Annotated in this window: 11 protein-coding genes and 1 pseudogene; 3 read left to right on the top strand and 9 right to left on the bottom strand. The window is 59.9% G+C overall.

What is annotated here, in order from left to right; all coding sequences use genetic code 11:
• The 4 genes and pseudogenes from BZK31_RS19480 to BZK31_RS19465 form a co-directional block, all read right to left on the bottom strand.
• Positions 1 to 226 (bottom strand): annotated as a pseudogene (locus BZK31_RS19480) (preQ0 transporter); the annotation flags it as partial.
• A gap of 130 nt (positions 227 to 356) precedes the next feature.
• On the bottom strand, positions 357 to 575 hold the full coding sequence (locus BZK31_RS19475) for a DUF1289 domain-containing protein (protein WP_083184586.1): 219 nt from the start codon (positions 573 to 575) through the stop codon (positions 357 to 359).
• Positions 575 to 1,099 (bottom strand): gamma carbonic anhydrase family protein, encoded by a 525-nt coding sequence (locus BZK31_RS19470; protein WP_083184585.1) that lies wholly within the window; start codon positions 1,097 to 1,099, stop codon positions 575 to 577. The genes BZK31_RS19475 and BZK31_RS19470 overlap by 1 nt, the downstream gene beginning before the upstream one ends.
• Positions 1,100 to 1,157: 58 nt before the next feature.
• Complete coding sequence (locus tag BZK31_RS19465) at positions 1,158 to 1,754, bottom strand: CoA pyrophosphatase (protein ID WP_083184583.1); 597 nt, start codon at positions 1,752 to 1,754, stop codon at positions 1,158 to 1,160.
• Positions 1,755 to 1,904: 150 nt separating this feature from the next.
• On the opposite strand from BZK31_RS19465, the gene BZK31_RS19460 reads away from it, so the two are divergent.
• Complete coding sequence (locus BZK31_RS19460) at positions 1,905 to 2,456, top strand: NUDIX hydrolase (RefSeq protein WP_083184581.1); 552 nt, start codon at positions 1,905 to 1,907, stop codon at positions 2,454 to 2,456.
• Positions 2,457 to 2,507: 51 nt separating this feature from the next.
• The gene (locus BZK31_RS19455; protein ID WP_083184579.1) at positions 2,508 to 3,071 is read left to right on the top strand and encodes a L,D-transpeptidase family protein; all 564 of its coding nucleotides are present in this window, start codon (positions 2,508 to 2,510) and stop codon (positions 3,069 to 3,071) included.
• 124 nt (positions 3,072 to 3,195) lie between these two features.
• On the opposite strand, the gene BZK31_RS19450 is transcribed toward BZK31_RS19455, so the two are convergent.
• The gene (locus BZK31_RS19450; RefSeq protein WP_083184576.1) at positions 3,196 to 3,507 is read right to left on the bottom strand and encodes a YqfO family protein; all 312 of its coding nucleotides are present in this window, start codon (positions 3,505 to 3,507) and stop codon (positions 3,196 to 3,198) included.
• A 17-nt stretch (positions 3,508 to 3,524) separates the two neighbouring features.
• Positions 3,525 to 7,421, bottom strand: a complete 3,897-nt coding sequence (purL, locus tag BZK31_RS19445; RefSeq protein ID WP_083184574.1) for a phosphoribosylformylglycinamidine synthase — start codon at positions 7,419 to 7,421, stop codon at positions 3,525 to 3,527.
• Positions 7,422 to 7,633: 212 nt separating this feature from the next.
• On the opposite strand from purL, the gene mltF reads away from it, so the two are divergent.
• The gene (gene mltF / locus BZK31_RS19440) at positions 7,634 to 9,121 is read left to right on the top strand and encodes a membrane-bound lytic murein transglycosylase MltF (protein WP_083184571.1); all 1,488 of its coding nucleotides are present in this window, start codon (positions 7,634 to 7,636) and stop codon (positions 9,119 to 9,121) included.
• On the opposite strand, the gene tadA is transcribed toward mltF, so the two are convergent.
• Genes tadA through BZK31_RS30140 form a run of 3 tightly spaced genes read right to left on the bottom strand, consistent with a single transcriptional unit; the run spans position 9,118 to position 11,440 of the window.
• Positions 9,118 to 9,627, bottom strand: a complete 510-nt coding sequence (gene tadA / locus BZK31_RS19435; RefSeq protein ID WP_083184569.1) for a tRNA adenosine(34) deaminase TadA — start codon at positions 9,625 to 9,627, stop codon at positions 9,118 to 9,120. The genes mltF and tadA overlap by 4 nt on opposite strands.
• Positions 9,627 to 10,952, bottom strand: coding sequence for a multicopper oxidase family protein (locus BZK31_RS19430; RefSeq protein WP_244182707.1), 1,326 nt, complete (start codon positions 10,950 to 10,952; stop codon positions 9,627 to 9,629). Before BZK31_RS19430 ends, tadA begins: the two co-directional genes overlap by 1 nt.
• Positions 10,871 to 11,440 (bottom strand): hypothetical protein, encoded by a 570-nt coding sequence (locus tag BZK31_RS30140; protein WP_244182706.1) that lies wholly within the window; start codon positions 11,438 to 11,440, stop codon positions 10,871 to 10,873. The genes BZK31_RS19430 and BZK31_RS30140 overlap by 82 nt, the downstream gene beginning before the upstream one ends.
• Positions 11,441 to 11,604 lie beyond the last annotated feature (164 nt).

Here is an 11,604-nt window from a genome sequence, read left to right as displayed (position 1 = left end):
CCGTGGCGCTGGCCAGCGCGATCGTCGGGTCGCTGGTGATATAAGAGAGCACCAGCGCGGCCAGCATCGCAAGAATCGCGCCGTGACCGAAGCGGATCTGCACCATATCGCGCAGCACGAACACCAATCCGCCCCAGGCTGACCAGATGATGTCCAGGTGCGGCGCACTGGAAAACGCGAAGTTGATCAGTACGACGCTGCCGATATAAGCGATCAGAAAGAGCATGGCGGTACAACGGCCTGAAGAAATGGGCACCCATGGTAGCAGCCGGGAACGTGAACGCGCCCCAAAAAGCCGGATGTTCGCAGCAAGAGGACAAATACGGCGCATTAGCACGGCGAACGCACGTGCAAAATCAGAGCTTGCTGCCCACTGTCCACATCAGCCCGCTGGCCCTGGCGCGCTCATCACACAGACCCAGCACGACGCGGCGTTCATCGTTGCTCATACGGCTCCAGCGAGTGATCTCGCTCACGGTGCGCTGGCAGCCGGTGCAGATGTCATCTTCGTCCAGTGCGCAAATGCTCACACAAGGCGAGCGAACGGGCTTTTCGACAGTCGTTTCGGTACTCATCATTCTTCCTGCACGGCCAGGTCACGGGCGTAGCGCTGGGCGTTGTGTACGTAATGGGCGGCGCTGGCTTCCAGCATCTTCTTCTGCACATCGGTCAGCTCGCGGACGATTTTGCCCGGAGACCCCATGACCAGTGAGCCATCCGGGATGACCTTGCCCTCACCGATCAGCGAATTGGCGCCGATGATGCAGTATTTGCCGATCTTCGCGCCATTGAGAATGACCGCATTGATGCCGATCAGGCTGTAGTCGTCGACATCGCAGCCGTGCAGCATGGCGTTGTGACCGATGGTGACGCCCTTGCCGATGTTCAGCGGCGACCCCATGTCAGTGTGCATCACCGTCCCGTCCTGCACGTTGCTGTTCTCGCCAATATGAATCAGCTCGTTGTCGCCGCGCAGCACAGCGTTGAACCAGACGCTGGCACCCGCTTCCAGCCTGACCTTACCAATCAATACCGCGTTGGGCGCAACCCAGCTTTGCGGGTCGGTCTGGACGCGGGATTCTCCCAGGCGATATTTCATGCGGTGTCCTCAGGGTGGTCATGCTCATGGGCACGACTCTTTATTGATGGCAGTGCGTTCAGGTGGTGGAGCGTTCCGGCGGGTGGTGCAGGCTGATGCCGGTGCCGTACATGACGTTGACCAGCTCGACGATCATGATCGCGGTCAGCCCCCAGATCTTGTACTCGCCATAACGATAGCTCGGGACGTACCAACTGCGTCCTTCGTAGTCGATGCGGTGGGTATGTTCGCGGGTGTCCTGACGAAAGAACTCCAGCGGCACACTGAACACCGCAGCGATCTCGCCGTCATTGGGCCGGTATTCGACAAAATCGGGAATCACGCCGACGTAAGGTGTGACCTTGATACCGTGCTTAGAGATCAGCGGGCTCAATGGACCCACGATTTCCACAAGGCCAGGCGGCAGACCGATTTCTTCTTCGGCCTCGCGCAACGCGGTGAAGATCAGGTCCGGGTCTTCGGGATCACGGCGTCCGCCGGGGAAAGCCACTTCGCCACCGTGCGTCGAGAGCCCGCTGGCGCGCAGGGTCAGAATCAACTCCGGTTCGTCACTGCGTGTAACAGGCACCAGCACCGCAGCCTCGGGAAACGGGCGGTCCGTCTCAAGGGTCTCTGGCGTATGACTGACTACACGGCGAAGTAGCTCATCCAGCATGGGAAATCTCTATCTGTTGCCTGTCTGGCATCATGCACCAAAGCAGCGACGCGCCCAACCCCTTGTAGGACAAGTCGCGCTACATAGACGCTTGCTCATCAGCGGCGGGACGGGCCAAGATAGCGCCTGCATTCACTATCGACCGACGCCATGAATTTTTGCAGCCAGTGCGGCCACCCTGTTACCCAGCGCATTCCTGAAGGCGACAGCCGTTTGAGGTATGTCTGCGAGCAGTGCCACACCATTCATTATCAGAATCCGAATATTGTCGCCGGCTGCCTGGTGACGCTCGGCGACAAGGTGTTGCTGTGCCGTCGCGCCATCGAACCACGCTTGGGGTTCTGGACGCTGCCAGCCGGTTTCATGGAGAACGGTGAAACCATCGAACAGGCCGCGCGCCGCGAAACCGTTGAAGAAGCCTGCGCGACTCTGAGCGAATTGCATCTGTATTCGATAATCGACGTCCCGCACATCAATCAGGTGCATGTGTTCTACCGTGCCGAGATGACGACCGACGACTTCGCTGCCGGTATCGAGAGCCTTGAAGTGCAATTATTCGAAGAAGCCGACATTCCGTGGCACGACCTGGCTTTCATGACGGTCAGGCGTACCCTAGAATGCTTCTTTGCGGATCGACGTCGACAGGATTACCCGGTTCATACCAGTGCCCTTCCTCCATCACGTCCGATGCAGGTTTCTTAATTAAAGTCGCACTCAAGACGGGCTCTTTCATGAGCCTTCAGGGATACGGTAATGCGCTGGTTGTTCGCTTTCGTCTGCATGTTGTTCGTTCCGCTGTCTCAAGCCGCCTTTACCCAGACCATCGTGCCCAAGGGCAGCGAACAGAAGATCATCAACAATAAAGTCATCAATACCGAAAGTATTGCTGACAAGAAAATCGACAAGGTATTGGTACTCAAGTCGGTGCGTCAGCTGCAATTGATCAGTGGCGGTGAGGCGCTGAAGACGTATCGTATTTCACTGGGCAAAAACCCCAAGGGGACCAAACTTCAGGAAGGCGACCAGCGCACACCCGAAGGTTTCTACTGGCTCGACTGGCGCCAGCCAAGCGGCAACTACAACTTGTCGATCCATATTTCCTACCCGAACATCTCGGACTCGGCACGCGCGCGTCGTGAAGGCGTGAAGCCGGGCAGCATGATCATGATTCATGGCACGCCGGTAGATGAAGAGTATCCGGAATGGTACTTCCATACCCTGGACTGGACCAACGGCTGCATCGCGCTGAAGAACAACGACATGCGTGAGATATGGGATCTGGTGAAAGACGGGACGATGATCGAAATCCGGCCTTGAGGCAGCGCGGTATCGAGTCCGTCAACACGCCAGACGAAGCACTGATCTCGTGGGAGCGAGCTCGCTCGCGAAGGCCGCCCATCAGGCAACCGATACCCCCGCAGTGGACAATGACTTCTAAACGCTAGAACGCTTCCAGCCGCCACACTTCATAAGCAGGGGTTTCGTAGGGATGGCTCTGCTTGAGCGCCGCCACTACCGGCTGAATCAATTCATCCGCGACGACCAGCTCGACTTTCCACTCTTCTACCTGCTCAATCACACCACCCTGCCCGATGAATGGCTGGCTGCCATCCAGCGGGCGGAACTGACCGTGGCCGAGCACTTGCCAGCAGCACCGGTCGTAAGCGCCGATCCGCCCTGCCCCAGCAGCGAATACGGCGTTCTTGACCTCGTCCACATGGCTCGGGGGAACAAAGAAGGCGAGCTTGTACATGTGCCTGCCAGCCCGCCTCAGTTAACCCAGGCGCGGGCGTTGCGGAACATGCGCATCCACGCGCCGTCCTCGTTCCAGTCCTCAGGACGCCACGAGTTCTGCACAGCGCGGAACACACGTTCCGGGTGCGGCATCATGATGGTGACGCGACCGTCGAGGGTGGTCATGCCACCGATACCGCGCGGCGAACCGTTCGGGTTGGCAGGATAGGCCTCGGTGGTCTTGCCGTGGTTGTCCACAAAGCGCAGCGCCACGGTCCCGGACACATCGGCTTCCAGCAGCGCGTCGGCGTTGCGGAATTCGGCATGACCCTCACCGTGAGCGATGGCAATCGGCATGCGCGAACCCGCCATGCCTTGCAGGAAGATCGACGGCGACTCCTGAATCTGCACCATCGCGACACGGGCTTCGAACTGCTCGGAGCGGTTACGCACGAAGTGCGGCCAGAACTCGCTGCCCGGAATCAGCTCGTGCAGGTTGGACAGCATCTGGCAACCATTGCAGACGCCAAGGGTGAAGCTGTCGGCGCGCTCGAAGAAACCCTGGAACGCATCGCGGGCACGGCTGTTGAACAGCGCCGACTTGGCCCACCCTTCACCGGCACCCAGTACGTCACCGTAGGAGAAGCCGCCGCAGGCGACCATGCCTTTGAAGTCATTCAGATCGACACGACCGGCCAGAATGTCACTCATGTGCACGTCAATGGCGTTGAAGCCGGCACGATCGAACGCCGCCGCCATCTCGACCTGACCGTTGACGCCCTGCTCGCGCAACACGGCCACCTGAGGACGGACACCTGTCTTGATGTAAGGCGCGGCGATGTCTTCGTTGACATCGAAGCCCAGCTTGACGGTCAGGCCCGGATTGTCTTCTTCCAGCAGTGCGTCAAATTCCTGATCGGCGCACTCGGCGTTGTCACGCAGGCGCTGGATCTGGTAGCTGGTCTCGGCCCACTGACGCTGCAGCAGACGGCGCTGACCGGTGAATACCGGCTCGCCAGCGAAGCTGATGACCACTTCATCATTGTTCACCGGCTGACCGATGACCGAAACGCAGTCGGCCAGACCGGCAGCGCTGAACTGCGCCAGCACCAGCGGCGTGGCGTCCTGACGAACCTGAATGACCGCACCCAGCTCTTCGTTGAACAGAATCTCGCTTAGCTCGGACGCATTGTCGGCCAGACCGTCCAGGTGCAACTTCAGGCCGCAATGACCGGCAAACGCCATTTCAAGCGTGCTGACCAGCAGGCCGCCGTCGGAACGGTCGTGGTAGGACAGGATGTGGCCGTCGGCGTTAAGACCCTGGACCACGGCGAAAAACGCCTTGAGGTCTTCGGCATCATCGACGTCCGGTGCCACGCGGCCCAGCTTGCCGTGAGTCTGGGCAAGAATGGACGCGCCCATGCGGTTCTGGCCACGACCCAGATCGATCAGGATCAGGTCGGTGATGCCCTTGTCCATGCGCAGCTCTGGCGTGAGGGTCTTGCGAATATCCACCACCGGAGCGAAGCCGGTCACGATCAGCGACAGCGGCGACGTCACGCTCTTCTCTTCGTTCTCGTCGCTCCAGCGGGTTTTCATGGACATCGAGTCCTTGCCCACCGGAATGGTCAGACCCAGCTCAGGGCACAGCTCCATGCCGACCGCTTTCACGGTGTCATACAGGCGCGCATCTTCACCGGGGTGACCGGCAGCCGACATCCAGTTGGCCGACAGCTTGATGTCGGACAGCTTCTCGATGCGTGAGGCCGCGATGTTGGTCAGGGTTTCACCAATTGCCATGCGGCCGGACGCCGGAGCATCCAACAGGGCCAGCGGCGTGCGCTCGCCCATCGCCATCGCTTCGCCGGTATTGACGTCGAAACTGGTGGCGGTCACAGCGCAATCCGCCACGGGCACTTGCCACGGACCAACCATCTGGTCGCGCGCCACGAGGCCGGTGATGCTGCGGTCACCGATGGTGATCAGGAAACTCTTGCTGGCCACTGCCGGATGACGCAGAACGCGCTGTACGCTTTCTTCGATATCCAGTGTGCTCGGGTCGAAATCGTCACCGATCTCGGCTTCACGCTCGACCGAACGGTGCATGCGTGGCGCCTTGCCCAGCAGCACTTCCAGCGGCATGTCCACCGGGCTGTTGCCGAAGTGACTGTCGGTGACGGTCAGCTGTGGCTCGGCAGTCGCCTCGCCGACAACCGCGAACGGGCAACGCTCGCGCTCGCAGATCGCCTTGAAACGCTCGAAATCTTCAACGCCGACGGCCAGAACGTAACGTTCCTGGGATTCATTGCTCCAGATTTCCAGCGGGGCCATGCCCGGCTCGTCATTTGGCACATTACGCAGCTCGAAACGACCACCACGCCCGCCGTCATTGACCAGCTCAGGGAAAGCGTTGGACAGACCACCGGCCCCCACGTCATGGATAAAGCTGATCGGGTTGCGGTCGCCCAACTGCCAGCAACGGTCGATGACTTCCTGGCAGCGACGCTCCATCTCAGGATTTTCACGCTGAACGGAGGCGAAATCCAGATCCGCAGAGCTGGTGCCGGTTGCCATCGAGGACGCCGCGCCGCCGCCCAGACCGATCAGCATGGCCGGACCACCCAGCACGATCAATCTGGAACCAACTGTGATCTCGCCCTTCTGGACGTGATCTTCGCGAATGTTGCCCATACCACCGGCCAGCATGATCGGCTTGTGGTAACCGCGAACTTCGTCACCATGCGGTGTGGTGATCGATTGTTCGAAGGTACGGAAATAACCGGTCAGGGCCGGACGGCCGAACTCGTTGTTGAACGCCGCGCCACCCAGCGGGCCTTCAATCATGATGTCCAGCGCAGTCACGATGCGCTCGGGCTTGCCGTAGGGCACTTCCCATGGCTGCACGAAGCCTGGAATCTGCAGGTTGGACACAGTGAAACCGGTCAGGCCGGCCTTTGGCTTGGCGCCGCGACCGGTTGCACCTTCGTCGCGAATCTCGCCACCGGAACCGGTCGATGCACCCGGGAAAGGAGCGATCGCCGTCGGGTGGTTGTGAGTCTCGACCTTCATCAGGATGTGCACCGGCTCCTGCACCGCGCCGTACTGGCGGGTTTCCGGATCCGGGAAGAAGCGACCAGCGACGTTACCGACGATTACCGACGCGTTGTCCTTATAAGCAGACAGAACGCCTTCGCTGTGCATCTGATAGGTGTTCTTGATCATGCCGAACAGGCTTTTTTCCTGGCTTTCGCCGTCAATGTCCCAACTGGCGTTGAAGATCTTGTGACGGCAATGCTCGGAGTTGGCCTGGGCAAACATCATCAGTTCGATGTCGTGCGGGTTGCGACCCAGCTTATTGAAACTGGTGACCAGATAATCGATTTCGTCCTCGGCCAGAGCCAGACCCAGTTCGACGTTGGCCTTCTCCAGCGCAGCGCGACCGCCACCCAGGATATCGATGGCCGTCAACGGCTTGGGCTGAGCGTGGCTGAACAGACCGGCGGCCTGTTGGTGGTCGCCCAGAACCAGCTGCGTCATACGGTCGTGCAGGCTGTCGGCAATGGCCTGAGCCTCGACGTCGCTGAACTGGCCTTCTATATAGAAGGCAATCCCGCGTTCGATGCGCTGGATCTTGCTCAGACCGCAATTGCGAGCGATGTCGCTGGCCTTGCTCGACCACGGCGAAATGGTGCCAAAGCGTGGCAGCACCAGAAACAGGCGGCCGTTGGGCTCTTGAACCGGCACGCTCGGGCCGTATTTCAGGAGACGGTCGAGAACCTGCTGTTCTTCGCTGGACAAAACGTCGGTGACGTCTGCGAAGTGAGCGAATTCAGCGTACAAGCCACTGACAGCTGAAACTTTTTGTTTCAGTTGTTCTAGTAATTTGCTGTGGCGGAAGGCAGAAAGGGCAGGAGCACCGCGCAGGATCAACATCTTCGGGACAGCCTCGGGAAGGGGGTGTGCTTTGAGGCCGCACATTCTAGCCTAAAGTAGGCCTTTGATCACTCAAAACGGGCACATCGACTGCGCCGGAATGTCGCTGCCTCTCAAAAATGAAATAAATGCTACGAAAATGCCATCGCCTATCAGACGCAAGCGCTACTGTCGAGATATGGCGCCCGGTGCGCTTTGCGTATACTGCATGGATGTTCTTCAGACCAGATTTCCGCACTCGTTGCGCCAGATGGCTCATCGCAACCGGACTCTTCCTGATGCTCAGCGCCTGTGTGGACAAACCCAACACACTGGAGCGAGTCAAGGAGGACGGTGTGCTGCGCGTGGTCACCCGCAACAGTCCAGCCACCTACTTTCAGGACCGCAACGGCGAAACCGGCTTCGAATACGAGCTGGTCAAGCGATTCGCCGAGGACCTGGGCGTTGAGCTGAAGATCGAAACCGCCGACAACCTGGACGATCTTTTCGATCAGATGAACAAGCCGGGAGGCCCGGTTCTCGGTGCCGCCGGTCTGATAGACACTGAAAAACGCAAGCAGCAGGCGCGCTTCTCGCACTCTTATCTGGAAGTCACACCGCAGGTCGTCTATCGCAACGGCCAGTCACGCCCCACCGACGCAGGCGATCTGGTCGGCAAACGCATCGTGGTCCTCAAGGGCAGCAGCCACGCCGAACAGCTCGCAGCGCTCAAAGCGCAGAATCCCGGTCTGGAATACGAAGAATCCGACGCGGTGGAAGTCGTTGACCTGCTGCGCATGGTCGATGAAGGCCAGATCGACCTCACACTGGTCGACTCCAACGAACTGGCGATGAACCAGGTTTACTTCCCCAATGTACGCGTGGCGTTCGACCTGGGGGAAGCCCGCGAGCAGCGTTGGGCGGTCGGACCGGGCGAAGACAACAGCCTGCTCAACGAGATCAACGCCTATCTGGACAAGGTCGAGAAGAATGGCACGCTGCAACGCCTGAAAGACCGCTATTACGGGCACGTGGATGTCCTCGGCTATGTAGGCGCCTATACCTTCGCCCAGCACTTGCAGGAACGCCTGCCCAAGTACGAGAAACACTTTCAGAGCTCAGCCAAGAAAGAACAGGTTGACTGGCGCCTGCTGGCCGCCATCGGCTATCAGGAATCGATGTGGCAGCCGGCTGTGACATCCAAGACCGGCGTGCGCGGGCTGATGATGCTGACTCAGAACACTGCGCAAGCCATGGGCGTCACCAACCGGCTGGACGCCAGACAAAGTATTCAGGGCGGGGCCAAGTATTTTGCCTACGTGAAGGATCAACTGGACGAGAAGATAGAAGAGCCGGATCGTACCTGGCTGGCGCTGGCTTCCTACAACGTAGGCAGCGGGCACCTGGAAGATGCGCGCAAACTGGCGGAAAGCGAGGGGCTGAACCCCAATAAGTGGCTCGACGTGAAGAAAATGCTGCCGCGCCTGTCGCAGAAGAAATGGTACAGCAAAACCCGCTACGGCTACGCCCGAGGCGGCGAGCCGGTGCATTTCGTCGCCAACATTCGGCGCTATTACGACATCCTGACGTGGGTGACGCAGCCGCAGCTCGAAGGCAGTCAGGTCGCGGAAGGCAATCTGCACGTGCCGGGCGTCGACAAGACCCAACCGGCCTCCACGCCCGAGCCGTCCACCACCATTCAGGACAAACCAGCGCTCTAGAGCGTCTCCCGTTCTTTGCCTGAGCCCTTTGCGGCACGACGCATTCTGAAAAACTCGCTCAGCATCGTCCCGCACTCCTCGCCCAACACCCCGCCTTCGAACAGCACGCGGTGATTGAGAAAGCCCTGGGTGAAGAACTGCCCCTGACTTTGCACGATGCCGGCCTTCGGCTCCAATGCCCCATACACCACCCGCGCCACCCGCGAATGAACGATCAGGCCGGCGCACATACTGCATGGCTCGAGCGTCACATAAAGCGTGGCGCCAGGCAGACGGTAGTTATCGACGGCCGTGGCGGCATCGCGTATCGCGACCATCTCGGCATGGGCACTGGGGTCGCTGCCGCTGATCGGACAGTTATAACCACGGCCGATGATCTGGCCGTTCTGCACCACGACAGCGCCGACCGGCACCTCGCCCAGCAAGGCACCCTTTGCGGCGAGCGCCAAGGCTTCGCGCATAAAGTCCTGATCGCGACTGCGATCGATGATCGGCGGCTGACGCATCAGGACACCTCGATCGCGGCCATCAGACCGGTTTCCATGTGATCGATCACGTGACAGTGAAACATCCACACGCCAGGGTTGTCAGCCACAAGCGCCACCCGCGCCCGTTCGTTTCTGCCCAACAGGAAGGTGTCGGTGAAATAAGGAATGATCTTGCGTCGATTGGACGCAATCACTTTGAAACTCATGCCGTGCAGGTGGATCGGGTGCTGGTACTGCGTCATATTCTTCAGTTCAAAGATATAGCTCTGACCCAGTTTCAACCTGGCGATTGGCCGGTCGGCGCACGTCTTGTCGGTAATGTCCCAGGCTTCACCATTGATCTGCCACAAACTGGGCGGTTTGCCGTTATCGATATTGGCCGACACAGAGCCCACCCACTCGACGTTGAAATTGATCTTCTCGGCGTTTTCCAGATCCGGTTCGGCCACCGGATTGGCCGGCAACTGCGGCGGCCACTCGCCCGGCGCGTCGCTGTTGGCGACCGAACGGAACGTACCCAGCCGCACTGGACCGTTGCGCAACGAGATCTCTTCGCCCGCCGCTGGCGCTTTAATCGCCAGACAGATGCGCATGCCGGGGCCGAGCCAGTATTCATCGCCAAACGGACGCGGCGTCACCGGATTGCCATCCAGCGCATAAATCTGCGCCTCGGCATCCGGCAGGTTGAGGCGATAAGTCACGGTGTTGTCGAGATTGAGCAGCCGCACGCGGGTGATCTGCCCAGCGGGCAACTCGATGACCGCCTGCGGAATACCATTCAACGTCGACAGCCGCCCCGCCGTACCTTCACGCGCCGCCTCACGCAGCACGCTGAACTCGGTGAACGCGCCCTCTTCGTCCACATGCCAGCTTTTCAGACTGATCGTGCGCTCATGCTTGAAACCGGTCGGCTCTCGCTCCTCAACGATCAACGGCCCCACCAGCCCACGCCCCAGCTCTTCACTGCTGCTGACGTGCGGGTGATACCAGTAGCTACCGGCGTCCGGCACCCGAAACGTGTAATCGAAATACTCACCCGGCTTGACCGGCAGCTGCGAGACATACGGCACACCGTCCATCTCCAGCGGCAACCGAATGCCATGCCAGTGAATGGTCGTCTCGACCGGCAACTGATTGATGAAGCGCAACCGCAGCCACTCCCCCTGCCGCACCCGCAACTCGGTCCCCGGCGCCGATCCGCCAAACGCCCAGGCAGGCGTTTTGTGGCCGGGCACCAGTTCAACATCCAGCGGCGCGGCAATCAGCACGAAATCCGAACCGGCTTCCGACTCCCTACGCCCCAGCCAATACCGTGAAGCCCCGCCTGCGCCCAGACCGACCACGGCAAGGCCAGCGATACCTGTGAGGAGTTGGCGACGGGTGAAGGACATAAAGCGAAGACCTCGAAACGACTGCGGGAGCGCGTCCGGAGGGCCGGTGCGCGGGGGCGAATACGATACACCTGCATTTGGGGAAAGATAAGGGCGAAAAGCGGCTTGGGTCGCTCAGGCCTTAGTGGCAACACCTTGCAGACAGGTAAACCGGGCGATGACGGCCAGGCGTTGAGATAAGGTTCCAGTACCCGACTGGCCTTGGCCATCAACTGCGAATCAAGGTCAGGATTAACAGGCTCGTTCTCGACGAGCAGCATGATGCCCAGATAGTGCTCCAGATGCAGGGTCATCACGCCACCCTCCACCGCCAGATCCCAATAGCGCTGATCCAACCCATCCGCTTTCACCAGCCACTCGCCACCCAACCCCCGCTCCAGCGTCGCGGCAATAGCATTGAATAGCCCCCAGTCAGAGACATCGCAAATATGCAGTTCCATGAGGGGCTCCTTGCGGGTTAGCGCTCTTAGGCTCTGTACGAAAGGTGGCTGCGCTCAGTGATTTTGCTTTAAAAAAGGCGCGGAATGCTCATTTACAACACGTGGACTCCGCTTCCTTGTCTGCTGTTGCCTTGCCTGAACTGCGCTCGCCGACTTTTCGTACA

It is taken from the genome of Pseudomonas floridensis (assembly GCF_002087235.1).
Lineage (GTDB): Bacteria > Pseudomonadota > Gammaproteobacteria > Pseudomonadales > Pseudomonadaceae > Aquipseudomonas > Aquipseudomonas floridensis.
Note: the sequence above shows the minus strand (reverse complement) of the source record. Positions and strands in the feature narration are given on the sequence as shown.